Origin of the sequence: Kaistella polysaccharea (genome assembly GCF_020410745.1) — a bacterium.
Lineage (GTDB): Bacteria > Bacteroidota > Bacteroidia > Flavobacteriales > Weeksellaceae > Kaistella > Kaistella polysaccharea.
Genome location: NZ_CP084528.1, coordinates 1,216,449 through 1,240,927 on the forward strand (window position 1 = coordinate 1,216,449; position 24,479 = coordinate 1,240,927).

Genomic DNA, 24,479 nt, shown 5'->3' on the forward strand with positions numbered 1-24,479 from the left:
TTTTCCTGAAAAAAATCAAAAGTTACTATCACTACAGGAATTTTAGTGAGGTTGACCGCTCTGTGTTATAATCTTATATTTGCCGCAAAAAAAAATGAACCTGATTCACGAACCGTGGCCGTGGTATGTTGCCGGACCCATGATCGCCTTAACCATGTTTTTATTACTCTACTCGGGAAAACATTTTGGAATGTCATCGAATTTAAGAACGATATGTTCGATGGGTGGCGCAGGGAAAATCTCTTCCTTCTTTCAATTTGACTGGAAAAAAGAACGTTGGAATTTAATGGTGGTGGTTGGTGCCATCATCGGTGGATTTTTAGCCTCTAAATACATGTCGAATAATGTAGTAGAAATCAACCCAGAAATCGCCTCTCAACTTTCCGAAAAATACGGAATTGAAAGTGCCAACGCAGGTTATTTGCCAACGGAAATATTTAGTTCAGAAAATCTCTCTAATCCTTTTACGCTGGGAATTTTAATCTTGGGTGGATTCCTGGTTGGTTTCGGAGCAAGATATGCTGGCGGATGTACTTCTGGTCACGCCATTTCTGGCTTAAGCAACTTACAAGTTCCTTCCTTGATCGCGGTTATTGGCTTTTTCGCAGGTGGTTTAGTGATGATTCATTTATTATATCCTTTCATTTTCGGTGTATGAAATATTTAAAATTTTTAGCAGTAGGTATCTTTTTCGGAATTGTGATGTACAAATCAGAGGCAGCGTCATGGTTTCGAATTTACGAGATGTTTCATTTTGCCTCTTTCCACATGTATGGAATTATTGGCTCCGCAGTGATTATCGGCTTAATTGGCGTACAGTTGATTAAAAGAAAAGATTTAAAAACATACGAAAATCAGGAAATGTCTTTAACGCCAAAGAAGCCGGGAATCTCTAGATATTTAATTGGAGGAACCATTTTCGGGCTTGGTTGGGCATTGACAGGAGCATGTCCCGGACCGATGTTCGTCTTAGCAGGTGCAGGATTTTATTCAATTTTAATAGTGATTGCGGGATCAATCTTGGGAACTTTAGTTTATGGAGTACTGCATAAAAAACTTCCTCATTAATAATGTAAATGATCAATAATATCGCTTTTATAAGGTTGAATTTAATTTGAAAATTATTCATCACCATTAATAAAAATAGGAAATCCATTCTCGAAAACTTGACGATTGTACTCCTCTCCATCTCCCTCAAAATTCCTACCTTTGCGTCTTAAAATTTTGCAAGAAAATGAACGCTTTTATTGAAGAACTGAAATGGCGCGGCCTGTTTGCCGACATGATGCCGGGAACCGAAGAACAACTGAATAAGGAAATGACCACGGCCTATATTGGCTTTGATCCTACCGCAGATTCGTTGCATATCGGAAGTTTAATTCCAATCAAAGTTCTGGCCCATTATCAGCAACATGGTCATAAACCCATCGCTTTAGTGGGTGGTGCTACAGGAATGATCGGTGATCCATCTGGAAAATCGAATGAGCGAAATGCTTTAGATGAAGATACGCTGAATCATTATGTGGAATGCTTGAAGGGTCAACTTTCTAAGTTTTTAAATTTCGACGGTACCGAAACCAATAATGCAGAACTCGTCAACAATTACGATTGGATGAAAGAAATTTCTTTCCTGGAATTCATTCGGGATATCGGTAAAAATCTTACGGTAAATTATATGATGGCTAAAGAGTCGGTGAAGAAAAGAATTACTGGCGAAGGCGGCGCAGAAGGAATGAGTTTCACAGAATTCTCTTATCAACTCTTGCAAGGTTATGATTTTCTGCATTTGTACAAAGAAAAAAATGTACGATTGCAAATGGGTGGTTCTGATCAGTGGGGGAATATTACGACCGGAACAGAATTGATCCGTAGAAAAGTGCAAGGTGAAGCTTTTGCTTTAACCGTTCCATTAATCACCAAAGCTGATGGTTCTAAATTCGGAAAATCGGAAGCGGGTGAAAATTACTGGCTCGATCCGAAAAGAACGTCACCTTATAAATTCTACCAATTTTGGGTAAATGCTACAGATGCAGACGCTGAACGTTTTATAAAATTTTATACATTTTTGAGCAAAGAAGAAATTGAATCTTTAATTGAAGACCATAAAACCGCTCCGCACGAAAGAAAGTTGCAGAAAAAATTAGCGGAAGAAGTAACCGTTTGGGTTCATAACCAGGAAGAATTTGAGAAAGCGGTAAAAGCTTCAGAGATTTTATTTGGTCGTTCGACAGCAGAAGATTTAGTGAGTTTGGATGAAGCTACCTTTTTGGAAGTTTTCGAAGGTGTTCCACAAAAAGAGATCCTGAAATCTGAAGTAATTGGCAGCAACATCGTCGATTTAATTTCTGAGAAATCAGGTTTCCTTAAATCAAAAGGAGAAGCAAAAAGAGAATTGACCAGCAACGCCATTTCCATTAATAAAGAAAAAATAAGCGAAACCTTCGAAGTAGCAGAAAAAGACCTTATCGACGGTAAATTTCTTCTTTTACAAAAAGGAAAGAAAAATTACTTCATTTTAAAAGTGATCTAACAAAATAGAATGCAACTCGTAACAATTAGTATGTCGAACCGCGTTAAACTTTCACAAACAATCTAATTTTAGAAGCATTTCGTATATCTTTACACCAAATAATTTAATCAATGACAATCATTATATTCATCATCGTTCTCTGGTATTCAGGGTTATTTTTTCAAACTTTTTTCCTGCACCGTTATGCAGCACATCAATCCTTCAAAATGTCAAAATTTGGCGAAAAGTTGTGTTATGTTTTAACGTGGGTTACACAGGGTTCTAATTATTTATCCGCTTACGGATACGGCGTTATGCACAGAATGCATCATGCTTATGCTGATACCGAAAAAGATCCTCATTCTCCGAAATACGATGATAATTTATTCACCATGATGTGGCGTACAAAAAAAATCTACGCAGATATCAACAGTCAGAAAGCGATCATCGAAGAAAAATTCACGAAGAATGTTCCGCAGTGGGAAGCTTTTGATAAGTTCGCCAGTTCTTGGGGTTCCAGATTAGCTTGGGGAATTGCTTATACCGCATTTTTCTACTTTTTCGCAACCGCTTGGTGGCAGTGGCTTTTGCTTCCTGTTGCTTACATGATGGCGCCAATTCACGGCGTAATCATCAACTGGTTTGCACACATTTATGGTTATACCAACTTTAAAGTTTCTGATACTTCTAAAAATTTATTGAAATTTGATTGGTTAATGATGGGTGAAGCCTATCACAACAATCACCACAAACACGGTGGACGAGCGAATTTCGGTGGAGTAAGATGGCATGAAATGGATGTCACATATCAGATCATGATTTTGTTAGACAAAATGAAACTGATTAAACTGAATCCAGTTGCAGTGGTTAAAAGAGAACATTAAAAATAAACCGAGTTTACGCTCGGTTTTTTTGTGATTAATTTTAAAGTTGGGTTATTTATTTATTATAAACGAAAGGTTCGAACTTGCAATCTATTATCATATTATAATATACTACTCTACAATAATTTTTCCTTTCATTACGACATGAACCGTGCAGTAATAGTCTGAGGTTTTTTCTGGTGTAAATGTCCACGACTGGCCGTTTGCCAAAAGCGGCGAAGCCCAGGAATTGCCCTTCTCAGTAGCATTGTGCTGCACAATATCATCATTACTGAATTTTACTTTATCGCCTTTTTTTACGGTAATTGTGGCAGGATTAAATTTCATATTATTGATGGTCACCACATGAGTTTCTGCTTTTGAAGCAACCGCATCGCTTACCTTTTCATTTTCAGTTGTCACGACACCACCGACTGGCAAAGCACTGGAAGAATCTATTGGAGAACTTGCGTTCGTGCTATCACTAGTAGTTTGCGTATTTGCTTGAACAGCAACTTCCTTATTTTCTGAATGACAACTCCCAGCACTTAATAAACTTCCAATCGCAATCAATGCTACTCGTGATCTGTATAATTTTGAAAGCATGATTATTTTTTAGGAGTGTTAAATCCTTTCTGAACCATTTTCGCATGGTCAAGGTGCATTTGCAAAGTCGGCATAATTTTTACGAGCAAGGCTTTGAGTTCTGCATTTTGTGCTTGTGGAATCAACATTTTCTCAACGGCATTGATGACCGCTTCATGATAACTTACTTCATTATCAATATATGCTTTGTCAAAGGCATGTCCTTTTTTCATATTCAATGTGGCTTTTTCTTTCGCAGCTCCGGCTAACAAAGATTTCGAAACATCATTTGTTTCTGGGGTCACATTGAGTTTTGTAACAAGCTTAACCGCCATATCAATTACTGCAGCATGATCTCGCTTCATCGTATTTGCAAAGTTTTTTACTTCTTTGTTGGTTGATTTTTTTAAGGCGATTTGAGCGTAATCCACATCTATTTGGTTGGCAACAACGGCTACAGAGGCAATTTCAGGATCAGTGAGTTTTGGAGTTTTTGGGTCTTGAGCGTTCACGTTGGTAGAAAGTGAAACAGCAATTAAGAGCATTGTTCCACTTAAAGCTAAATTTTTTAGCGTTTTCATTTTGTCTATTTTTAAGTTAATATTTAGGTTTTTTTTCGCTGTTAATGAAATTCAGAGGACAGGAAAATTTTTATATTATTTTTAAGAATGTAAATGGTAAGATTAAACTGTATAGAAATTGTATAAAACTTCGAGGCAAGTCAACCCAATCACTATTGCAGACTTTTTTCTAAATATATAGAGTTTGGCAAACAGGAAAAGGTTACAAAAACTTTAACCCAAAGAATATTTTAACTCATTTTAGAAAAAAAATAGGTAGTAAAACAGGATCGATGATGATCTCCGAATTTATCCTAAAACCTTATCTTTGCTTCATGGATTTACATTATCGCGTTCGCGAACCTCAAATAATTACTTCAAAAACCCCTTTACTTATTCTCCTCCACGGTTACGGCAGCAACGAAGAAGATCTCTTCAGTTTTACGCCGACATTGCCAGAGGATTGGTTAATCGTAAGTTTTCGTGCACCTTTTAGCAGCGCTTATGAAGGTTATTCCTGGTACGATATCGATTTAATGAATCAGGAGAACCGCATCGATCTTCCGCAGGCGAAAGAATCATTGCAGACCGTTCTAGAAAACATCATGAAAATTACCAATCATTACGAGTTGACCGACAATCAAACGCATTTAGCAGGTTTTTCTCAAGGCGGAATTTTGAGTTACGCTTTGGCTTTGCAGAATCCAGATCTTTTCACAAAAGTGGCGTGCCTAAGCTGTTATTTCGAAGAGAAGTTAGTTGGAAATATCAGCGGTAACAAAAAGAAAATCGAAAAACAGCGTTTCTTTATTTCTCACGGAACGGACGATGCAGTTATTCCGCTGGAATGGGGCCGAAAAGCTGCCGATATTTTATATGATTTAGGCGCCTATTTTTCGTTCCGCGAATATATGAGCGGACATGACGTCAATCAGAAAAACTATATGGATCTGATGGAATTTTTCGAAAAGTAAACCGAAATTATTTTACTATTTCTAAAGAATAATCCTTAATAATTCAATTCATTAACAATCAAAAACCTATGAAAAAACTTTTCCTTTTGGTCATTTTAATATCTACTAGTGTAGTCGCACAAATTACACTCAAGATTACGGCCGTTCCTACCAATACTCCAGCTGGAGCCACCATCTATGTTGCTGGAAATTTTAATGGTTGGAATCCGAGCGCAACTCCGATGGTCGCCGATGGTGCCGGAAATTATACCTACACTGTAGCTGAAGGTAGCGGTGTTTTAGAATATAAATTTACACGCGGAGCCTGGTCTTCAGTGGAAGGAACCGCAACCGGAGATGAGCTATCGAATCGTACTGCTACTTTCACCGGAACTGCACAAACATTAAATTTGACTGTTGCTTCTTGGAAAGACTTAGGTGGAACGGCAAATCCAAGTACGGCAGCTTCAAATGTGAAGATTTTAAGTAACGACTTTTTAATTCCACAATTGAATAGGACTAGAAAGATCTGGATTTATCTACCACCGGATTACGAAACGTCCACGAAAAGATATCCCGTGTTGTATATGCAGGACGGTCAGAATTTGTTTGATGACAAAACTTCTTTTTCGGGAGAATGGCAAGTTGATGAAACCTTGAACAGACTTTTCAGCGAAGGCGACTACGGTGCAATCGTGATTGGTATTGAAAATGGGGGCGAAAGTCGTATCAACGAATATACGCCTTGGAACAATCCAAAATATGGCGGCGGTGAAGGTGATCTTTACATGAAATTTATGGTGGAAACCCTGAAACCTTACGTAGATAAAAACTATCGAACACGACCTGGAAAAGAATATAATGCATTGATAGGAAGTTCTTTGGGTGCTTTAATTTCAAACTATGGCGGCGTAAAATATAGCGACACTTTTTCTAAAATAGGATCTTTCAGTCCGGCGTATTGGATCGTAGCTTCGGAATTTAATAGTTTTATTACCAATTCAACTGCAGATTTATCGGGATCGCGAATTTATTTTGTGGCTGGTTCTAAAGAAAGTGAAACGATGGCAAGCGACATCGAAAGCGTAAAAAATAAGATGTTCACCAAAGGACTTACCGCAGCAAATACTTTAATAAAACTGGACGCTGAAGGACAACACAATGAAAATTACTGGAAACGTGAATTCGGAGCTGCATATGAATGGCTCTTCAAAACCACCGTATTGAAAACCACTGATGTTGTTAAAAAAAAACTCGTTGTTGGTTTCGAAAAAAATCAAATCTTCGTTAAAGGATTAACTGGAAAATCGGAGGCGAGAGTTTACGACATGTCTGGAAGATTGCTGCAGAAACTCCAACTGAATAATGGTTGGAATACTTTTAAAAATTCTTTACAGAAAGGTAATTATATTCTGCAGACCGAAACAGAATCTATTCGTTTCATCTACAAATAAGCAAGGAATACAAAATTTAAAAAAACGAAGTTGATTTTTTCAGCTTCGTTTTTTTTATGCAGTAAATAGTTGCAATTTTCTTTTATTTCTATGGTTCAATAACGGTAGAATTCTTAACTTCTTTGATCATAAACGAACTTTGTGTACTCCCAATATGTTGTAGATTCGTGAGTTTACTCACCATAAATTCCCGATATTCAGAAATATCTGCGACACAGATTTTTAAAATATAATCGTAATCACCAGAGACATGAAAACATTCTAAAACCTCCGGAAATTGCGTGATTTCTTTTTCAAATTGAACAATATATTCTTTCTTGTGTTGTGCTAATTTTACGTGACACAAAACAACAAAGCTCTTATTCAGTAGGCTTTTATTGACCAACGCCACATATTTCTCGATTACTTCGTGTTTCTCTAATTTTTTAATACGCTCGAAAACTGCAGTAACAGACAAATCCAAGTCTGCAGCCAGTTGTTTGGTGGTTTTCTTGGAATCATTCTGCAGCAAAATGAGTAATTTTTTATCTTTTAGATCTAAGTTCATCTGTAATATTTTCGGGATTTATTTTAATAATCATTCAAATATAAAATTAAAAACTAAATTTTATTAGTTTTACCGTTTTATTTTCTAAAAATATGGGAAGTTATTGGTTAAGAATTGGAATTTTAGCAATTTTATCAAAACAAAATAATATCATGGAAAATTTTAATCCGGCAAACAACATTCAGGATTTGCAATACTTTGGGGAATTCGGGGGCGTAAATCCATCTATTTCAGACAGTTCTACATATACGTTCCTTTCGGCAAAAACCATGTTCGATACTTTTGAAGGCAACACCGAAGGATGTTATTTATATTCAAGACATTCCTCGCCAAGCAACCTTTATCTCTCTGAAGCTTTAGCCCAGATGGAAGGTACAGAAAGCGCCAATGTAACAGCCTCTGGAATGGGAGCGATCACTTCTACCCTTCTTCAACTCTGCAAAAGTGGAAATCACATTATTTCCAGCCGAACGATTTACGGTGGAACTTATGCGTTCATGAAAAATTTTCTGCCAGACTTTAATATTAGAACTTCTTTTGTAGATATTACCGACCTTTCGATCGTTGAAAGCGCAATCACCGAAAATACAAAAGTGATCTTTTGCGAAACTGTCAGCAATCCTTTATTGGAAGTTGCGGATTTAAAAGCCTTGGCCGCAATTGCTAAAAAACACAATCTAAAATTGATCGTTGATAACACCTTTTCACCCCTTTCAATTTCCCCGACCATTTTAGGAACAGATATTACGATTCACAGTTTGACCAAATTTATTAATGGGAGCAGTGACGCTGTAGCAGGCGTTGTTTGTGCATCGTCGCAGTTTGTAAATGATTTGAAGGATGTAAATTCGGGCGCCTGCATGCTTTTGGGACCAACGTTGGACAGTTTGCGTGCTTCGAGTATTCTTAAAAATTTACGGACGCTCCATATCAGAATAAAAAAACACAGTGAGAATGCGCAGTATTTAGCAGAAAAATTTGAAAAAGACGGATTAACGATTAAATATCCAGGCTTGGAAAGTCATCCGCAACATGAGCTTTTTAAAAGTATGATGAATGTAGAATATGGCTTCGGCGGATTGCTCACGCTGGATGTAAAAACCGTAGAAAAAGCAAATGAATTGATGGAGTTAATGCAGAAAGAAAACCTCGGTTATCTTGCGGTGAGTCTTGGTTTTTACAAAACACTTTTCTCAGCTTCCGGAAGTTCAACCTCGTCAGAAATTCCAGAAGATGAACAAAAAGAGATGGGACTTTCCCAAGGATTAATCAGAATGTCTATCGGTTTAGATCACGATATCAAAAGAACGTATGAAAAAATGAAATGGTGTATGCAGCAAGTTCATATTTTGTAATCATAGAAAGCAGAATCAAGTTTTTAAAATTTTAACCAAAAAAACAACCACATTATTCTGGTTGTTTTTTGGTATTTAAGAAAAAATTCTGCAATTTAAAGATCAAAATTATTGGGATGCACTTTTTTAAGCTCAGTTACCGTTCCCAAGACTTTATCTTTTAGTGAAACCTGATAATCCTCCAATTTCTTCGAGATTTGCTCATCCGAAGTTCCTAATATTTTCGCCGCCAGAATCCCGGCGTTTGCAGCACCATTCAAGGCGACCGTTGCCACAGGAATTCCGGATGGCATTTGCAAGATAGAAAGTACAGAATCCCAACCATCAATAGAATTCGAAGATAAAATAGGTACACCAATCACGGGCAACGTTGTACCACTCGCCACCATGCCAGGCAAATGCGCTGCACCGCCGGCACCAGCAATGATAACTTTCAAACCACGAGATTTTGCAGATTTTGCATATTCGAACATCCTTTCCGGCGTTCTGTGCGCGGAAACTACCGTCAATTCATAAGGAATTTCCAGGGAGTTAAGAAATTCAGCGGCCTGTTCCATGATTGCAAGATCACTTTGGCTTCCCATTATAATTCCGACCATATTGATATAAATTTTAAGTTTTAAAGATAAGAAAATTTAGGTGTTTACTCATCAATATCCATTTCAAAATCGGCTATCGCCTTTGCAACCCACACACCCGTACTAAAACAGGCTTGCAAAAGATAACCTCCTGTCGGCGCTTCCCAATCAACCATTTCCCCAACGCAATAAACATTTGGAAAGTCTTTTAGTTCGAAGTTTGATTTTAAAGAGGGAAATGAAACACCGCCCGCCGTAGAAATTACTTCATCAATCGGTCGAAAACTTAAAACTTCTATGGGAAATTTTTTGATTAATTTCGACAGTTTATCCACATCAGTATAATTTTCTTTATCCAATGTTTTTAAAAGATTTAACGCGGTAGTTGACAGCTTGAATTTCTTTTTTAAAACCGAACTTATTTTATCAATTCCGCTTAAACCTACTACTATTTCTTGCTCCGTCAAATTTGGTTTCAGATCAATATTGATCGTCAGCGGAAAATTGTATTTCCTTGTAAAACGATTCAGATAATAAATTGGACTGCCTTCAATACCGTATTTTGTAAAAACTATTTCACCCGTTTTTTGGTGACCTTCAAAAGAAACTTTGATATTTTTTAGATATTGACCTTGTAACTGATGAAAAACAGAATTCGTTTCATACCCCGAATTCGCAGATTCTAAGGGCGTTATAGAAATATTTTTCTGCTCTAGTATTTCAACCCATTTCGCATCTGATCCGGTTTTTTTCCACGAGCCACCTCCCATCGCCAGAATTAGTTTTGAATAATTTACTTCTATTTCCTCTCCATTTTTACGTAAAATAACGGTAGAAAGATCAAAGTTTAAAAAAGTATGCTCGTAATGAATGATGACTCCAAGTTCTTCCAAACGATCAAGCCAAGCTTTTAGGACGTGAATTGGTTTAAAGTTTTTGGTCGGAAAAACTTTGCCTGAACTTCCAACATAAGTCGTAATTCCCAAATCAGCAAGCCACTGAACAACTTTCTGATTATCAAAATTCTGTACGATATTCCGGATTTCCGGAGATCCATATTTATCTAAAAATGATTCTAGATTTTCGCTGTGTGTCAGGTTAAATCCTCCATTACCAGCAACTAAAAACTTACGTGCGGCGGCTTTATTCTGCTCATAAATATGCACTTTAAAACCTTTTAAAGCCAAATGCTGAGCTGCCATTAAACCCGCGGGACCGGCTCCAATTATGATGATTTTATTTTCGTGCATCGTCCTGCAAAAATACGATTTAAGTTTCTTTGAGAACAATAGATTACTTGAGTTGAAGTCCTATTTCCAGTCCTTATAAGGTAAAAGCGTCAGGTTTGAATTGTAATATTTATCCTCACCTGTTACTTCATCTGTAATCCAGGAAGGAATGTTGAATTTTTCGTTTTCACTTTTGAGTTCAATTTCGGCCACGATAAGTCCTTTATTGTCCGCCAGAAATTCATCAACTTCCCACAAATGACCATCAAACCATATTTTATATCTGATTTTTGAAAGTGCACTGGCTGAAAATTGATCTAATAATTCACCCGCCTCTAAAAACGGAATTTCATATTCAAATTCAGATCTTGTTGCGCCAACTGAAATTCCTTTGATGGTTAGAAAACCTTTATCTGGAGTTTGTCGCACGCGAATCGTTTTTTCTGGATCCGTCAATAAATATCCCTGTCGGTAATTTTCTCCCTCAGGTTTTTCCAAATGATCCCATTGTTGCTGATCCACCAAAAATTTTCTCTCTATTTCTATTCCCATCACACTTTTATAAATTCTGCATTCACTTACCCACAAAGTACAAATATTTCAAGTCTAAAAACAAGCTTTAAACGTAAGTTCTCCGAAATAATTTAGCCAACTTTATTGCTCATCGGCGACATAAAATTTATCTTTGCAAAGTTACAGCAATCGCCTTTTTTTAAAAATTCAGGTGCTTTCTCTATCCCATAATCCTTCATTTTACATGTTCAAAGATCCCAAATTAGTTATCGCCATCGTTACCGTTGCATTAGTTTGGGGCACAACTTTCTTGGGAATTCGTATTGCTGTAGAGACTATTCCACCTTGGTTTGTTGCGGGAATACGCCAGTTTTTAGCAGGGATTTTACTCTTAATAATTCTTCTTTTTTCAAAAAATCTAAAGTGGATCGGCTGGAAAAATTTTGGAAATCAAATTATATTATCTTCTTTAATGCTTATTGTTGCCAATGGGATGACGACCGTTGCAGAAAAACAACTCACGAGCAGTTTGGCTTCTTTAATTAGCGCAACTTCGCCCCTTTTGGTATTCATTCTCAGTATTTTTTTTAGTTTACAGAAATTCCGATTTCGTGGATTAATAGGAGTTTTACTGGGATTTTCCGGAATATTCCTCATTTTCAAAGATGGCTTACAGGACCTATTGGATCCAGAATACAGAATGGGCGTAATTTTTATGTTTTTCGCGATTTCGGGCTGGGCTTTCGGAACAATTTTTACAAAAAAAATAAATCATCAACCCCAAAATATTTCGCTGAACCTTTTCTATCAGTTTAGTTTTGCCGGAATCGTACAAATTATCTTTGGTTTCATCGCTGCAGATCAGATCGATGTTTCTACGTGGACACTCACCAGCATTCTAGCAACGGTTTATTTGGCAATATTTGGATCTGTAATCGCTTTTTTCGCTTTCCATTTTGCCTTAAAAAAAATTACACCCACACAGATATCAATTCTCTCCTACGTTAATACGATTATCGCCATTTTCCTCGGTTGGCTCATTTTGAACGAAACAATTTCAGCGACATTTATTACCGCTACCGCGCTGATTATTTGTGGAGTTTTCATCACGAATTATAAACCGGGCATGTTCAGAAGATCCTGATTTTAGCTGTAATTTTGGCTATTCTTGATTTTACAGAACTCCCGTTTTTGCGTCCCTATCTATTCGCTTTAAAAATCAACTTTTATCCCCACATTCAAATTTCGTTTCGCTGATGGATTATAATAACGATTTCCAAATGCGTTAATATCGTACCCTAAAACATATTCTGAATTGTATAAATTCTGAACCTGAACTCTAAGGTCAAGTGTGGTTTTTCCAAAATTCAGCGGATATCTCACCTGAATATTTCCTACAAAACTCGGATCGGCCCAAACGGAACTGGCATCATTCAAAGGCATTTTTGAAGTATAAAAATGAGAGAAATCAACGCCTAATTTTTTAAAGAAAACAAAATTCAAAAGACTGCTGAAACTTTGAGAAGGAACGCCTGTTAGATCATTTCGAGAAAAATCATTTTTTCCCTGAAGGTATTCCCCAAATTTAAACTGATACAAATTTCCAGAAAATCTAAATTTAAAATTGTTGAAAAGATCATTTTGTAAATTGAAATTTTTCGACTCCAAAAGAATCTCCAACCCTTTTTGAACTGTATTTCCCTGATTTAAAAAATATTCCTGCCCGTTTTCATTTTGCCGTCGGACGATTGCATCTTTCAACCGAAAATCAAAATAACTTGCCTCTACAAATAAAGAATTGATAAACTCTTTTCTGATACCAATTTCTTTGCTCCAGCCATATTCCGGCGAGAGATTGGTATTAAATTCCTGCGTCGAAGAACGAATTTCCTCATTCGTAGGCGCTGAATTTCCTTTTCCAATTTTTCCGCGGACTGAAAAGCCTTTTGCGAAGACATAAGTAACTCCAAAATTTGGCAGCATCTGATTCTTAAATTTCACATGTCCCATTTCAGGAGAGGGATAAATTTTTTCCCAATCGTAAGAATTGTAGTTTAAACTTAAAGAAATATCAGTGAAAAATTTCTCACTAAAATTTAGTTTTTGAGAAAGGAAATAAAATCCAGAATTATTTCGAAGCTTGTCAAAGTTCTGCGGATTTCCTTGAATTCCTTTATTATTATCAAAGTTTTTAATAAAAATAGAATTGGTGGCACCTTCGAAGCCGCCACGCCATTCAACGTTTACATGAGCCCAATTTTTCGCATAATTCAAATGTGTTCTCAGCGCGAAATTGCTTTCAAAACGATTTTCAAAGTTTGTAATAAAGGGATTTTCAAAATCAACGTATGAACCCTGAACCAAAACAAAATGCGATAAATCGGGGCGTAACTTGATTTCATGTGAAATTCCGCCTAAAATCATTTTATTTCGAATTCCGGCATTTTGCTCTTTAGCACCGGGAAGTTTTGCGGTTGCTGGTCGCGCTTGTCTTCGATCAGCAATCATCTGTTCAAAGGTCAATCCACCCGGAGTTTCGTAATCTAGATCCGAATACAAAATCATGGTTTTTAGTGCGGCGTTTGCAGCGTAAGAATAATCATCTTTTAGAAATATCTGTTTCCGCTGTACTGCAGATTGTTCCCGATAGGAATCGGTTTGAAAAAAGTTCTGAAAAAGCTGAAAAAAATGTTTACCTGAAGTTTTTGAAAAAATAATGCTTTCATTAAACGTATTATAGCTACCCGCAGAAACATTAACGGACGAATTTTCAGAATGGCGTGTTTTCAATAAAAGTGTCCCACCAGTGACGGCACCAAAATCACCACTTTCTGGCCCTTTATAAATTTCAATTTTATCTATTAATTCGGGAGAAATTACATTAAAATAGGTATTTCCAGAGGCATCAGATAAAATGAAATCGTCCAGATAAACCTTAATATTTCTCACTCCGAACGGAGAACGCAACGAACTTCCCCGCACAGAAATACGGTAACTTCCCGGCGACCGCTCCTCCACTTTGCTGCCTGGATTTTGGTTGATTGATTCCAGTAATCGTTCTGGTGTATTGCTGTCGAGTAAATTTCGTGAAATTAAACCTACCGATTTTGTAGAAAAAAGAAAAGAAGTCGGCTTTTTGTAAGCTTCTATTTTAACTTCAGAAATTAATGTTGCAGAATCCTCTTCCTGTGCGAAGACGACGAAGAAACTGGCAAGAAATAGTAATAAGTAAAATTTATTCATAAAATTGAAAACTCAGCGGAGCTTTTATTATTCTGAAATAACTTGTACCAACGATTTTATATGAATGAGCTGATCCAAAAGTTCTTCCCGCGAATTTGCTAAAACATTGATGTGTCCCATTTTGCGACCAGGTTTTGTGTCGGTTTTACCGTAGAGATGAATATAAGTGTTTGGTAATTTCAAAACATTTTCCAAACCATCATATTTCGCTTTTCCCGTAAAGTTTTCTTCGCCAACTAAATTGAGCATTCCAGAAAACTGGTACGATGAAGTATCCGCTAAAGGAAGGTTTTTCAAAACACGATAAAACTGCTCAAATTGCGAGTTTGCATTTCCTTCCTGCGTTTGATGCCCCGAATTGTGTAAGCGTGGCGCGGTCTCATTAACCCAAACTTTTCCCTCTTTATCCAGGAATAATTCAATGGCGAATAATCCTGCGGAATCAGCAGCGTTCATAAACTGATCCGTAATTTTATCAATTTGGTTTTGAACTTCTCCCGAAATTTGCGCGGGACAAATATTGAAATCCAGTAAGTTCAATTTTGGGTCGGCAATCATCTCTGTAACCGGAAATGTTTTGATTTCGCCTTCTTCATTTTTGGCAATAATAATGGATAATTCTTTATCAATATCTACCAAGCTTTCCAATACTGAAGGTTCGTCCCACATTTTTTCTAAATCATTTTCAGTACGAATGACCTGAACACCTTTACCGTCGTAACCACCCGTATTTAATTTCTGAACAAATGGAAAACCAATACGGATTTCCTCCTTTAATGATTGAATTATCTGAAAATCCGGACTCGGAATCTGGTGGTGTTTATAGAATTTTTTCTGCAAAATTTTCTGCTGAATAATTTTTATAATTTTTGAATTTGGAATCACCTTTATACCTTGATTTTCAAGTTCTTCCAATGCTTCTGCGTTCACATGTTCAATCTCGATGGAAACTACATCTTTCCCTTTTCCAAAATCAAGAACATCTTGCTGGCTATTAAAATTTCCTTTGGTGAAAAAAGAAATATTTGCGCAGGAACAATCGGCATTTGGATCGAGAACGTAAAACTCATCATCGTATTTTAATGCGTCCTGAATTAACATGCGTCCCAACTGTCCGCCTCCTAAAATCCCTATTTTCATTGTTTATTTACTTTAATTTACTGAGTGCCAAATAGCCGATGAAAGTGTAATTTTCCTGATTTTCAACCCCGGTTTTCTCTAAGATAATTGAATACTTTTCTTTCATTTCCTGTGGGAGGATATCATCTATTTTGAAAATTTCATCAATGTCAACGCCATATTTATCATCAATATGACTCTCTGCATTTTTAAATCCCATTGTTTTATAAAAATCAGTTTTTTTCACTCTTCTGATTATTTCCGCCAATGATTTACCAACCATTAAATATTGCTGATGTTTTTCCTCAAACTTTCCGGGTTCATAACCACCAAGATTTATAAAAAAAAGATAATCGTCCGACGGGTCTGATATTTTTTCCACGATTTTAACTTCAAAACCATCTACAAATTGTACTTCCTTGTAACCATCGATATGAATTTTACCTTTTGCCTCTGGCCAGAATCTTTTCATTTCAGGCACCAGTTCTATCAAAGAATCGGCAATGCCAAAGAACACATCGTGTTGCTCCGTATTTCTTCCTTTGGGCGTGGCGCCAAGAATGGTGTAAAACAGTTTCATGCTGAACAAAAAACAAAAATACGGTTTAAATAAGTTCTGTAAAATTAAAACTCAAATTATAAGGTTCAAATTTTTCAGGAAAGCAGATAATTCTTAAATTTGTGAAATGTCGGAAATCTTAATTCTGTTCTTTGGTGCCGTCTGCGCGGGTTTACTTGGTTCTTTAACCGGTCTCGGCGGTGGCGTTGTAATCATCCCTTTATTAACCCTTGGCTTTGGAGTTCCCATGCACTACGCGATCGGAGCATCATTAATATCAGTTATCGGGACATCTTCTGGTGCGGCGGCCGCCTTCGTGAAAGAAGGTTTTACGAACGTACGAATCGGTATGTTTCTGGAAATCGCGACGACCACCGGAGCGATTGTTGGCGCCTTAGTATCGGGACTTTTAAATCCAAATACCATTGGGATTATTTTTGCGAGTATTCTAATTCTGACGGTCATTTTAAATCTGAGAGCAAAACCTGATCATCAGGAAATATTAATTAAAGGAAGTTTAGAACATAAACTACAACTCTACGGCTCTTTTCCAGACAAAGGAATTATTAAAGATTATTCAGCCAGAAATACAGTTTCAGGTTTTTTCATGATGGCTTTTGCTGGAGTGATGTCCGGACTTCTAGGAATTGGATCTGGTGCGCTAAAAGTTTTAGCGATGGATAACATGATGAAACTGCCTTTTAAAGTCTCAACGACAACGAGTAATTTTATGATTGGAGTGACCGCTGTCGCGAGTTCTCTTATTTATTTTCAGCGCGGTGAAATTATTCCTGTAATTGTAGCGCCTGTATTAATCGGTGTGGTGGTGGGCAGTTATATCGGGTCAAAAACACTTATTGTTTCCCAAACCAAAAAACTAAAATTGGTCTTCGGTGTGGTGGTCACCATTTTATCAATTTATATGATGTATAATGGTATCAGTCAAAATTTCAAATAGATGAAGCGTCATTTTACAGATCTAGATCTAAACCGTTCCGTCGGAAATCTCTTGCGGATTGGCGTCGTTTTATCCGTTGTAACCTCATTTATTGGATTTCTGAAATTATATAAAGAAGGTTTTGAAATGCCAAAAGACTATGCGGCACTCGAAGTTCCGGAAGGTAAAATTTGGGGCAGTTTCTGGACTTCACTTTTAAATCTGGAAGGTGTCGCCATTATTCAGCTGGGAATATTACTGCTGATTTTCACGCCTTTGGTGCGTATTATTTTTGCGATGGTTGGTTATCTGAAAGAGAAAGATTACACGTATGTTATCGTTTCCCTAATTGTTTTGGGAATAATGGTGGTCAGTTTTCTGATGGGATTTTCGCACTAAATTCTGCTAATTCTAATTTATTTAGAACCTAAAATTTCCTTTAAAAGTCCCTTAATCTTCACTAAAACACAGATTATTCAAAATAGCCTCCGCTTTTAACTCAGTTTCCTGCCATTCTTTTTCGGGTGAACTGTCGGCCGTAATGCCACCACCAACGTAAATGAATGCTGCATTATTCAAAAATTCTGCACACCGCAAATTAACGAAGTACTGAATATCCTGCGAAGTTTCAACTTTGATAAAACCTGAATAAAAATTTCGGGGATATTTTTCAAATTCAAGAATCGCTTTTTTACAGAAATCTTTTGGAATGCCACAAACTGCCGGCGTTGGGTGAAGCGCTTCGATGATACTTTCCACATCTTCCGATTTTATTTTAGCTTTAAAATCAGTCCTCAAATGTTTTATATTTCCTGAAATATGATCGTAGGTTTCCGATTGTTCTACCTGATCTGAGAAACCGTTCAAGGTTGTTTTAATGAAATCTGTTACCGGTTTCTGTTCTTCAATTTCTTTGGTATTCCAGCTTTCTTCGAGTGGAAGCGTGGCTGCCAAACTCATGGTTTCAAACTGGCAGGTTTCTTTATTAAATTTTCCTAAAACTTCAGAAAATGCACCGATCCAACATTTTCCATTTTCCAGAAACAAGTAGACAAAAGCGTTTGGATAGCTTTCGCATAAATTTAAAAAAGTTTGGGTGAGATTAAGCTTTCTATTTTTATACTTTACCAATTTACGCCGGGAAATGACGAGTTTTGAGAGGTTTTCGGTTTTGACAAAACTAATAACATCGGCGATTTTATCAATATATTCGCCTTTTTCTTCGGGCATAAATTCATACAATACCTCTGAAATATCTTCATTAGATAGTACACTTTGTTGAAATTTCTCTTTGGATATTTCTTTGATATTTCCTTTAAAATGAATGTGTTGCGCACGATCAAACGAAAAAAAAGAAACTACATTATTATCTGACGAATGATCAGCAGTTAAGATGTGATCTGAAAAAGGAAAGCGAAAATAAACCATTGATTTACAAAACTTTAAATACAAAGAAGGTTACAATAAAGTAAAAACTGCCGATGTTTAGCGCGGAATTATATTATTGGTCATGGTCGTATGATTGATAAGCGTGCCTTTTTCATCACGAATTTCTATTTCAGAAACGTGCATCGTATTCCCTTTTCGGATAAACCGAGCGGTTCCTGTAACCATTCCTTCTTTTTTACTGCGCAGATGGTTTGAATTAATGTTCGTTCCAACGGGCGCGTATTTTTCAATATCCACATGCAAAACCGATAAACAAGAACCTAATGTTTCTGCCAAAACACAACTTGCTCCACCGTGCATAATGCCGTACGGCTGATGAATTTTTGGCGTAACTGGCATTGTTGCAGTGAGTGATTCATCGGTAACATCAGTAAAAAGAATGTCTAAAGTTTTACCGAGCGTTTCGCCGCCCCACGTATTTAATTTTTCTAAAATCTGCTCTTTATTTTCCATGGATGATTTATACTATTTCTAAAATTCTGGTATTAAAATTTAATTAATAAATCTTCGGATTCCACTGCTCAGGAAATTTCGGATGTATCTTTTTATAATATTCTTCCATTTCTGCCATGATCTCTTCGTACGTGCGGGTTTCTAAATCTTGCACCGAAATTTTTCGGCCTAAATACATTATTTTTTCTTTGAAATCACCTGCAGCAAATACGATAGGAACTTTGGCAGCCAAAGCCATATGATAAAATCCTTTCCGCCATTTCGGCACCCAACTTCTTGTCCCTTCTGGAGTAATTACCAAACTAAAATCTTCTTTATTAAAGAGATCTACGACAAATTTCACAAGATCATTTTTCTGAGACCGGTCTATGCCAATACCGCCAATGGCTTTCACTAAAAAACCATACCATGCTTTGGTATGCTCATCTTTGATAATAACCTTCAAAGGTTTTCCTAAAGACCAATATGCAAGGTTGCCCAGCAAATATTCTTCATTTGCGGTATGCGGAGCCACTACAAGTATGCAGCGATCCAGATTATCAACATCACCTTCCAGCACCACTTTCCAGCCTACCAGTTTAAGCATCAATTTGCCAAATAGTTTTTTCATAAAATTGAAGTTTCAAGTCGTAATTCCCGTAGAGAGATGGGAACATTAAACAAAAAAGTATAACCAAACTCAACTGGTTATACTTTACAAAGATATTGAATTATAATTCGTCTTATAATAAATTGCTGACGAAATCTACAATTTTGATGGCTATTTCTAATACAAATTGTACCATAATTTAAAATTTAAAATGTTAATCGGTCTCAATAAAATTAACTGTACGAAATTAGGGATTAAAACTAATATAAAAAACTTTATAAGTGTTAATTTTTATTAAACTTTGAAGAATCGTAAAAGCTCTTGAAAGTCTGTTGAGAAATCTGCACTTAAAAACATTCTACTTGGTTTTAATAGAAATTTCTTTTTTTCCGTCTTTAATAGAAATGTTTAAATCTTTAATATTATCAGAATCGAATTTCATTTTTTTAATCATAAGCTCCGCTTCTTTTTTTCCAACCTTTTTTCCGTTGACAATAATACTATCTGGATTGCCAGATGGAAGTACGATAGAATTTGAATTCGTATTCACGGTTACCGAATCATCGTCACTTGAATTATCATCATTATCGGTTGCGCCATCGTCGTTTACAGAAAATCCTCTTTCGTCATGTAGCGCAATCACTTTCATATTTTGGGGAACAATCAACTCATAATCTACGCGGTAATCGCGGAAACGGTCTTGATAAGGATATGAAAAATAGTTCGGAAGTATTATTTTATTATCTACAATCTGAACAGGAACCGATACTTTTAAAGGAATATTATAACCATCAGCTCTTTTTTTAATTTCGAGATAAGGTGCTTTCACGTCTTTTCTGATGACATCAATTCGTGGATAGTCTTCTTTGTAGATCGTTTTCCCATCAGAATAAACATCGTCCCAGTATGCTTTGAAATTTTGTGGAATAACGACTTTATTTACATCGATCAAAATAGAATCGGAGACCGTATTAATCGCGACATTTTGTGTGTCATCATTATTACCACTGTACTGAGATTTAAATTTAATAGCGCTGAAACCTGTTATCGCAACCAAAGCAATCCAAAGGAAGACCAAGGCACCAATCACATAACCTGTATTGTTAAATTTGGTTTTTGGGGAAAATAACTTCAAGGCAATATAACAGAAAATAAGAGCTGGAATAAAAGTGGTCAAAAACCCTAAAGCAATGACTAAAAAGCCAATATTACTGTCTTGAAGATAAAATCCAAGATTGTTGAAAAAATTGAAATTGCTGCTTCCTGAGAAACCGAAACCTAACAGCGTAAAAGCACCAATCAGCATGGAAACGCCCATCACCGCAAAAATGGCTCCCAACAAATACCGCAATACATTCCAAATACCGCTCCCGGCTTTATTGATGTACGGTTTATTTTCGTTGTAAATTTCGCCTACGCGTTGTGTTGATTCGTTCGCAAACTGTACAACTTTGGTCGATTCCTGTTTTAAATTATCAAAATTTAAGGGCTTTCCCTTCATTTTCAAAAAATCTGTGGCCGTTTGAGCATTGGGCAAAACAATCCAAAGAATAATGTAAAGGAGAATGATCAACGACGTTGAAATCGCAGCCGTGAAAACACCTAAAAGTGCAATTCCAAACCAGATGGCACGCATCGCGCTCATATCTAACCCAACATAATGGGCAAGTCCTGCGCAAACACCACCAATTTTAGCATGTTCTGGATCGCGAAAAAGTTGCTTTTGGCCTGTGAAAGCAGTGGATGTTTTTTCTTCTTTTCTTTTACCGTTTGGCTTTTCAGAAAAATACACTTCTTCCTGTTCTTCGATCATTTCTGGAGATCCGATTTGTGAGATCACCTTTTCAACATCGATATCGTTAATTACTTCACGCTTTCCCAAGAGATCGTTGAAGATTTCAACCATTCTTATTTCGATGTCGTGCATCACTTCTTCAGCTTCGGTGGCATCTAACGAGCTTCTAAGCGCATTCAGATAATCACTGAGTTTTATGTAAGCGTGTTCCTCTATGGTGAAAGAGTAGCCCGCAAGTCCTATAGAGAGTGTCTTGTTCATAGTTTTAAGAATTTGGTTGGAACGTACTTTCGGCAGCGTTCGCTGGGTTATTGTTTTTAGTAATTTGATTCACGGAGTCAGTCAGATCGATCCAGGTATTTTGAAGTTCGGTAAGGAATAATTTTCCTTTTTCCGTCATCTGATAATACTTTCGGGGCGGTCCGCCTGTTGATTCTTCCCAACGGTAGGAAAGAAATTCGCCATTTTTCAGGCGGGTCAGCAACGGGTAGAGAGTTCCCTCCACCACATCCAGTTTTCCTTTTTTAAGCTCTTCGATGAGATCGGAAACATACATTTCACGACCATTGATCAAACTTAAAATACAGAATTCCAGAATGCCTTTTCGCATTTGCGCTTTGGTGTTTTCTGTGTTCATATTAATTAGGTTATTATTTGGTTCAATTTTGCAAGAAGTTTAGATTTAAAGATTTTCTTCTCGATTATTTCTAAAGTTAATATCTCAACCTCTCCATTCTTACAATACAAAGATATAAATAAATAATAGTATTATGCAATACAAAGTAGTAAATATTTTAAAATTATTATAATATTTAATTTCCAGTCCCTCTTTTCAAAATACAATTCAGTAAAAAACCGCCTGTAAAAAGCGGTTTGATGATATTTTGCGCGCAAGAAATAACTTTGCAAATTTATTTGAATGTTAGATAAATTGTTTAACTTTTAGATAATTATCCATTAAATTCCCTAAAAAAAGCACTTTATTCTTCTGGCCATTTTAATGAATGACGGTTTAGTTGCCGATTTTCTGACCGCAATTTCTCTAATTGTTCCAACAGATGATTGATGACTTCCAGGCCGGGCAAATTCACTTCCAAATCATAATACCAGGTTGTAAACCTTTCAAATGCAGGCAATTCTTCGTACATCAAATATTTGATTTCATTTTCGGTGATGGTGGAAACCAGACCCGCTTCTTCCAGAGAATCAAAGAAGGTGATTTCTACATTATATATTTTTACGAGTTCTTCTCGGGATATTCTTTCGCTCATTTCGCTAGATTTTTAAGTTGAAGGAATAATTCTTTTTCTTCTTCTGACAAACTTTTCGGAAGCTGCACATTATAAGTCACTAGCAAGTCTCCAAATTCGCCCTCATTTTTATATACAGGAAAACCTTTTCCTTTCAGCCGAACAGTCGTACCATTCTGTATTCCGGGTTTTACTTTCAGATTTACATTTCCGTCCAGAGTTTCCACATGAACTTCTCCACCCAAAACTGCGGTATATAGATCAATATTTAGCGGCGCACTTAAGTTGTCGCCTTTCCGTTTAAAGTGAGAATCTTCTTGAATATTAAAAGTTATGAATAAATCACCGTTTGGTCCGCCGTTATGACCCTGATTGCCGTGCCCTTTCACTTTTATTTTTTGACCATCGGCAATTCCTGCGGGAATGGTAATTCGTACTTTCTTACCATTAATTTCAAATGTTTGCTGATGGGTTTTCGCAGCATCTCGCAGGTGCAGATTCAAAGTTGCTTCCACGTCCTGACCTTTAAATTTTCCTGCAGCACTGCCCCGTGTTCTACCACCGAAACCGCCGCCACCGCCGCCGAACATGCTTTGGAAGAAATCTGAGAAGTCTGCGCCATCGGAAAAATCATCTGCGCCAAAACCTGCGTATGCACCTTGCTGTCCGCCAGGTTGACCACGATATTGATTTTGTGCTTTCTGATATTCTTCGCCATGCTTCCAGTTTTCCCCATATTTATCATATTTCGCACGATTTTCTTTATGACTCAAAACTTCGTTGGCCTCATTTATTTCTTTAAATTTACGTTCTGCCTCTTGGTTGCCAGGATTCACGTCGGGATGATATTTTCGAGCCAATTTCCGATAGGCTTTTTTGATCTGATCCGCCGAAGCTTTGGAATCAATCCCTAAGACTTTATAATAATCGATATATGCCATGAAATAATGCTTTCTTCAAATTTATAAAATCTAAAATGGTTTTTCCTTTAAAATTATGTTAAAAATTTGTCGCAGATTTTATTTAAAAATTGATTTCTTAAGATGTAGGAGATTATTTGATTGACGAGAATTACCATTAATAATTACCAGGTGAAATAATTGAGCGATCTTTCATCTGTTTTAATTTCATTACCTATCAGAATGTACCAACAGTTTAAAAGAATCATTAAGACGATTATTCCGCAAAAAATTCTGTTTGAGCAGGAAGAAAATTTGCGCAGAGTTTTATTGCCATTTTATAAGGGAAATGACCATACGTGTGTGATCTGCGAGACAAATCTTAGCATTTTCGCTGAGGCTGAATATGGAACCTTACTCTGCCCTATTTGCGGAAGTTTACCCAGAACCCGTAGATTGTGGAAACTTTTGAGTGAGGAATTTCTAAAAAATGGAATTTCCGTGTTGGATTTCTCCCCTTCCAGATCAATCTACAGAAAGTTAAAAAAAGTTGAAAATATCCATTATTTTTCTAGTGATTTTGAAAACGAATTTTTAGCTGATTATCGGTTTGACATCACCAAAATTGAAAAAACCGATAATACCTTTGATTTAATAATATGCTATCATATTTTGGAACATATTGTTGATGACGTTTCGGCAATCAGTGAACTGTATCGCGTTTTAAAACCTGGCGGTCACATTTTAGTTCAAACTCCATTCAGAGAGGGAAATATTTACGAAGACTCTTCGATTGTAACAGAAATTGATCGAGAGAAATTTTTTGGGCAAAATGATCATGTGAGGATTTATTCTGCAAACGGCTTACAGGAAAGGTTAGAGAATAGCGGCTTTATCACGCAAATCCGTACGTTAAAAAAGGATCGCTATTTAGGTTTGGTGGAAAACGAGCGAGTAATTGTTTGCACAAAATAAAATACTGCTAATTCTATATATTTGTTTAATTTCCCTTTAATTTATTTCTGATTCACATGAAATCT

At 36.6% G+C, this 24,479-nt stretch carries 27 protein-coding genes; 11 read left to right on the forward strand and 16 right to left on the reverse strand.

The genetic code is table 11. The features are described from left to right. Positions 1-94: 94 nt before the first annotated feature. The 4 genes from LC814_RS05540 (at position 95) to LC814_RS05555 (ending at position 3,393) form a co-directional block, all read left to right on the forward strand. Positions 95-658: a YeeE/YedE family protein gene (locus LC814_RS05540; protein ID WP_226065572.1), complete on the forward strand. Its 564-nt coding sequence runs from the start codon at positions 95-97 to the stop codon at positions 656-658. Continuing rightward, positions 655-1,068, forward strand: coding sequence for a DUF6691 family protein (locus LC814_RS05545; protein ID WP_226065574.1), 414 nt, complete (start codon positions 655-657; stop codon positions 1,066-1,068). The genes LC814_RS05540 and LC814_RS05545 overlap by 4 nt, the downstream gene beginning before the upstream one ends. A 166-nt stretch (positions 1,069-1,234) precedes the next feature. After that, complete coding sequence (gene tyrS / locus LC814_RS05550; RefSeq protein WP_226065576.1) at positions 1,235-2,530, forward strand: tyrosine--tRNA ligase; 1,296 nt, start codon at positions 1,235-1,237, stop codon at positions 2,528-2,530. Positions 2,531-2,640: 110 nt separating this feature from the next. Next, positions 2,641-3,393 carry an acyl-CoA desaturase gene (locus LC814_RS05555; RefSeq protein ID WP_226065578.1) on the forward strand — a complete coding sequence of 251 codons (753 nt, stop codon included), beginning with the start codon at positions 2,641-2,643 and terminating at the stop codon, positions 3,391-3,393. A gap of 111 nt (positions 3,394-3,504) precedes the next feature. Here the strand turns inward: LC814_RS05555 and LC814_RS05560 are convergent, their stop codons facing one another. Continuing rightward, positions 3,505-3,978, reverse strand: a complete 474-nt coding sequence (locus LC814_RS05560; RefSeq protein ID WP_226065580.1) for a cupredoxin domain-containing protein — start codon at positions 3,976-3,978, stop codon at positions 3,505-3,507. A 2-nt stretch (positions 3,979-3,980) separates the two neighbouring features. Then, positions 3,981-4,538, reverse strand: coding sequence for a DUF4142 domain-containing protein (locus LC814_RS05565; protein WP_226065582.1), 558 nt, complete (start codon positions 4,536-4,538; stop codon positions 3,981-3,983). 314 nt (positions 4,539-4,852) lie between these two features. Between LC814_RS05565 and LC814_RS05570 the strand changes: the two genes are divergently transcribed. Both LC814_RS05570 and LC814_RS05575 read left to right on the forward strand, forming a co-directional pair. Continuing rightward, positions 4,853-5,491: an alpha/beta hydrolase gene (locus LC814_RS05570; protein WP_226065770.1), complete on the forward strand. Its 639-nt coding sequence runs from the start codon at positions 4,853-4,855 to the stop codon at positions 5,489-5,491. Positions 5,492-5,559: 68 nt separating this feature from the next. Continuing rightward, positions 5,560-6,924, forward strand: coding sequence for an alpha/beta hydrolase-fold protein (locus tag LC814_RS05575; RefSeq protein ID WP_226065584.1), 1,365 nt, complete (start codon positions 5,560-5,562; stop codon positions 6,922-6,924). Between the two features lie 88 nt (positions 6,925-7,012). Here the strand turns inward: LC814_RS05575 and LC814_RS05580 are convergent, their stop codons facing one another. After that, positions 7,013-7,471: an Lrp/AsnC family transcriptional regulator gene (locus LC814_RS05580; protein ID WP_226065586.1), complete on the reverse strand. Its 459-nt coding sequence runs from the start codon at positions 7,469-7,471 to the stop codon at positions 7,013-7,015. A 152-nt stretch (positions 7,472-7,623) separates the two neighbouring features. On the opposite strand from LC814_RS05580, the gene LC814_RS05585 reads away from it, so the two are divergent. Next, positions 7,624-8,826: an aminotransferase class I/II-fold pyridoxal phosphate-dependent enzyme gene (locus tag LC814_RS05585; protein ID WP_226065771.1), complete on the forward strand. Its 1,203-nt coding sequence runs from the start codon at positions 7,624-7,626 to the stop codon at positions 8,824-8,826. 95 nt (positions 8,827-8,921) lie between these two features. Here LC814_RS05585 and purE read toward each other — a convergent pair whose 3' ends face one another. From purE to LC814_RS05600, 3 genes are read right to left on the reverse strand one after another with little or no spacing between them, the layout of a single operon-like run. After that, the gene (purE, locus tag LC814_RS05590) at positions 8,922-9,425 is read right to left on the reverse strand and encodes a 5-(carboxyamino)imidazole ribonucleotide mutase (RefSeq protein WP_226065588.1); all 504 of its coding nucleotides are present in this window, start codon (positions 9,423-9,425) and stop codon (positions 8,922-8,924) included. 44 nt (positions 9,426-9,469) lie between these two features. Continuing rightward, entirely contained in the window at positions 9,470-10,654 is a 1,185-nt protein-coding gene (locus tag LC814_RS05595; RefSeq protein ID WP_226065590.1) for a BaiN/RdsA family NAD(P)/FAD-dependent oxidoreductase, read from the reverse strand. Positions 10,655-10,714: 60 nt separating this feature from the next. Beyond that, the gene (locus LC814_RS05600; RefSeq protein ID WP_226065592.1) at positions 10,715-11,185 is read right to left on the reverse strand and encodes a CYTH domain-containing protein; all 471 of its coding nucleotides are present in this window, start codon (positions 11,183-11,185) and stop codon (positions 10,715-10,717) included. Positions 11,186-11,390: 205 nt separating this feature from the next. Here LC814_RS05600 and LC814_RS05605 point away from each other — a divergent pair, with 205 nt between their 5' ends. After that, positions 11,391-12,290 (forward strand): DMT family transporter, encoded by a 900-nt coding sequence (locus tag LC814_RS05605; RefSeq protein ID WP_226065593.1) that lies wholly within the window; start codon positions 11,391-11,393, stop codon positions 12,288-12,290. 68 nt (positions 12,291-12,358) lie between these two features. Here the strand turns inward: LC814_RS05605 and LC814_RS05610 are convergent, their stop codons facing one another. Genes LC814_RS05610 through LC814_RS05620 form a run of 3 tightly spaced genes read right to left on the reverse strand, consistent with a single transcriptional unit; the run spans position 12,359 to position 16,088 of the window. Next, positions 12,359-14,389, reverse strand: a complete 2,031-nt coding sequence (locus LC814_RS05610; protein WP_226065595.1) for a TonB-dependent receptor — start codon at positions 14,387-14,389, stop codon at positions 12,359-12,361. Positions 14,390-14,416: 27 nt separating this feature from the next. Beyond that, on the reverse strand, positions 14,417-15,529 hold the full coding sequence (locus tag LC814_RS05615; protein WP_226065597.1) for a 5-(carboxyamino)imidazole ribonucleotide synthase: 1,113 nt from the start codon (positions 15,527-15,529) through the stop codon (positions 14,417-14,419). Between the two features lie 7 nt (positions 15,530-15,536). Next, on the reverse strand, positions 15,537-16,088 hold the full coding sequence (locus tag LC814_RS05620; protein ID WP_226065598.1) for a DUF1543 domain-containing protein: 552 nt from the start codon (positions 16,086-16,088) through the stop codon (positions 15,537-15,539). Positions 16,089-16,194: 106 nt separating this feature from the next. On the opposite strand from LC814_RS05620, the gene LC814_RS05625 reads away from it, so the two are divergent. Beyond that, complete coding sequence (locus tag LC814_RS05625; RefSeq protein ID WP_226065600.1) at positions 16,195-17,025, forward strand: sulfite exporter TauE/SafE family protein; 831 nt, start codon at positions 16,195-16,197, stop codon at positions 17,023-17,025. Beyond that, the gene (locus LC814_RS05630) at positions 17,026-17,403 is read left to right on the forward strand and encodes a DUF1634 domain-containing protein (RefSeq protein WP_226065602.1); all 378 of its coding nucleotides are present in this window, start codon (positions 17,026-17,028) and stop codon (positions 17,401-17,403) included. It begins immediately after the preceding gene. A 51-nt stretch (positions 17,404-17,454) separates the two neighbouring features. On the opposite strand, the gene LC814_RS05635 is transcribed toward LC814_RS05630, so the two are convergent. The 7 genes from LC814_RS05635 to LC814_RS05665 all read right to left on the reverse strand — a co-directional run bounded on the left by LC814_RS05635 (position 17,455) and on the right by LC814_RS05665 (position 23,481). After that, the gene (locus LC814_RS05635; RefSeq protein ID WP_226065605.1) at positions 17,455-18,432 is read right to left on the reverse strand and encodes a chorismate-binding protein; all 978 of its coding nucleotides are present in this window, start codon (positions 18,430-18,432) and stop codon (positions 17,455-17,457) included. Positions 18,433-18,489: 57 nt separating this feature from the next. Continuing rightward, positions 18,490-18,906, reverse strand: a complete 417-nt coding sequence (locus LC814_RS05640; RefSeq protein WP_226065607.1) for a PaaI family thioesterase — start codon at positions 18,904-18,906, stop codon at positions 18,490-18,492. 43 nt (positions 18,907-18,949) lie between these two features. Further along, a complete protein-coding gene (locus tag LC814_RS05645) occupies positions 18,950-19,516 on the reverse strand; it encodes a 1-acyl-sn-glycerol-3-phosphate acyltransferase (protein WP_226065609.1) in 567 nt (188 codons plus the stop codon). 337 nt (positions 19,517-19,853) lie between these two features. Beyond that, positions 19,854-21,551 (reverse strand): PspC domain-containing protein, encoded by a 1,698-nt coding sequence (locus LC814_RS05650; RefSeq protein ID WP_226065611.1) that lies wholly within the window; start codon positions 21,549-21,551, stop codon positions 19,854-19,856. A 4-nt stretch (positions 21,552-21,555) separates the two neighbouring features. Continuing rightward, the gene (locus LC814_RS05655) at positions 21,556-21,927 is read right to left on the reverse strand and encodes a PadR family transcriptional regulator (protein ID WP_226065613.1); all 372 of its coding nucleotides are present in this window, start codon (positions 21,925-21,927) and stop codon (positions 21,556-21,558) included. Positions 21,928-22,270: 343 nt separating this feature from the next. Continuing rightward, complete coding sequence (locus tag LC814_RS05660) at positions 22,271-22,561, reverse strand: chaperone modulator CbpM (protein WP_226065615.1); 291 nt, start codon at positions 22,559-22,561, stop codon at positions 22,271-22,273. Further along, entirely contained in the window at positions 22,558-23,481 is a 924-nt protein-coding gene (locus LC814_RS05665; RefSeq protein WP_226065617.1) for a DnaJ C-terminal domain-containing protein, read from the reverse strand. The genes LC814_RS05660 and LC814_RS05665 overlap by 4 nt, the downstream gene beginning before the upstream one ends. Before the next feature lie 159 nt (positions 23,482-23,640). On the opposite strand from LC814_RS05665, the gene LC814_RS05670 reads away from it, so the two are divergent. Next, positions 23,641-24,414, forward strand: a complete 774-nt coding sequence (locus LC814_RS05670; protein ID WP_226065619.1) for a class I SAM-dependent methyltransferase — start codon at positions 23,641-23,643, stop codon at positions 24,412-24,414. The last annotated feature ends 65 nt before the right edge of the window (positions 24,415-24,479 follow it).

Excerpts from the sequence above, each read along its gene's own strand:
- LC814_RS05555 (WP_226065578.1), top strand. The coding sequence starts at position 2,641 with ATGACAATCATTATATTCATCATCGTTCTCTGGTATTCAGGGTTATTT.
- LC814_RS05595 (WP_226065590.1), bottom strand. The coding sequence starts at position 10,654 with ATGCACGAAAATAAAATCATCATAATTGGAGCCGGTCCCGCGGGTTTA.
- LC814_RS05615 (WP_226065597.1), bottom strand. The coding sequence starts at position 15,529 with ATGAAAATAGGGATTTTAGGAGGCGGACAGTTGGGACGCATGTTAATT.
- LC814_RS05650 (WP_226065611.1), bottom strand. The coding sequence starts at position 21,551 with ATGAACAAGACACTCTCTATAGGACTTGCGGGCTACTCTTTCACCATA.
- LC814_RS05560 (WP_226065580.1), bottom strand. The coding sequence starts at position 3,978 with ATGCTTTCAAAATTATACAGATCACGAGTAGCATTGATTGCGATTGGA.
- LC814_RS05620 (WP_226065598.1), bottom strand. The coding sequence starts at position 16,088 with ATGAAACTGTTTTACACCATTCTTGGCGCCACGCCCAAAGGAAGAAAT.
- LC814_RS05570 (WP_226065770.1), top strand. The coding sequence starts at position 4,853 with ATGGATTTACATTATCGCGTTCGCGAACCTCAAATAATTACTTCAAAA.
- LC814_RS05600 (WP_226065592.1), bottom strand. The coding sequence starts at position 11,185 with ATGGGAATAGAAATAGAGAGAAAATTTTTGGTGGATCAGCAACAATGG.
- LC814_RS05580 (WP_226065586.1), bottom strand. The coding sequence starts at position 7,471 with ATGAACTTAGATCTAAAAGATAAAAAATTACTCATTTTGCTGCAGAAT.
- LC814_RS05610 (WP_226065595.1), bottom strand. The coding sequence starts at position 14,389 with ATGAATAAATTTTACTTATTACTATTTCTTGCCAGTTTCTTCGTCGTC.
- tyrS (WP_226065576.1), top strand. The coding sequence starts at position 1,235 with ATGAACGCTTTTATTGAAGAACTGAAATGGCGCGGCCTGTTTGCCGAC.
- LC814_RS05545 (WP_226065574.1), top strand. The coding sequence starts at position 655 with ATGAAATATTTAAAATTTTTAGCAGTAGGTATCTTTTTCGGAATTGTG.
- purE (WP_226065588.1), bottom strand. The coding sequence starts at position 9,425 with ATGGTCGGAATTATAATGGGAAGCCAAAGTGATCTTGCAATCATGGAA.
- LC814_RS05665 (WP_226065617.1), bottom strand. The coding sequence starts at position 23,481 with ATGGCATATATCGATTATTATAAAGTCTTAGGGATTGATTCCAAAGCT.
- LC814_RS05645 (WP_226065609.1), bottom strand. The coding sequence starts at position 19,516 with ATGAAAAAACTATTTGGCAAATTGATGCTTAAACTGGTAGGCTGGAAA.
- LC814_RS05575 (WP_226065584.1), top strand. The coding sequence starts at position 5,560 with ATGAAAAAACTTTTCCTTTTGGTCATTTTAATATCTACTAGTGTAGTC.
- LC814_RS05565 (WP_226065582.1), bottom strand. The coding sequence starts at position 4,538 with ATGAAAACGCTAAAAAATTTAGCTTTAAGTGGAACAATGCTCTTAATT.
- LC814_RS05660 (WP_226065615.1), bottom strand. The coding sequence starts at position 22,561 with ATGAGCGAAAGAATATCCCGAGAAGAACTCGTAAAAATATATAATGTA.
- LC814_RS05630 (WP_226065602.1), top strand. The coding sequence starts at position 17,026 with ATGAAGCGTCATTTTACAGATCTAGATCTAAACCGTTCCGTCGGAAAT.
- LC814_RS05585 (WP_226065771.1), top strand. The coding sequence starts at position 7,624 with ATGGAAAATTTTAATCCGGCAAACAACATTCAGGATTTGCAATACTTT.
- LC814_RS05540 (WP_226065572.1), top strand. The coding sequence starts at position 95 with ATGAACCTGATTCACGAACCGTGGCCGTGGTATGTTGCCGGACCCATG.
- LC814_RS05640 (WP_226065607.1), bottom strand. The coding sequence starts at position 18,906 with ATGGAAAATAAAGAGCAGATTTTAGAAAAATTAAATACGTGGGGCGGC.
- LC814_RS05655 (WP_226065613.1), bottom strand. The coding sequence starts at position 21,927 with ATGAACACAGAAAACACCAAAGCGCAAATGCGAAAAGGCATTCTGGAA.
- LC814_RS05625 (WP_226065600.1), top strand. The coding sequence starts at position 16,195 with ATGTCGGAAATCTTAATTCTGTTCTTTGGTGCCGTCTGCGCGGGTTTA.
- LC814_RS05605 (WP_226065593.1), top strand. The coding sequence starts at position 11,391 with ATGTTCAAAGATCCCAAATTAGTTATCGCCATCGTTACCGTTGCATTA.
- LC814_RS05635 (WP_226065605.1), bottom strand. The coding sequence starts at position 18,432 with ATGGTTTATTTTCGCTTTCCTTTTTCAGATCACATCTTAACTGCTGAT.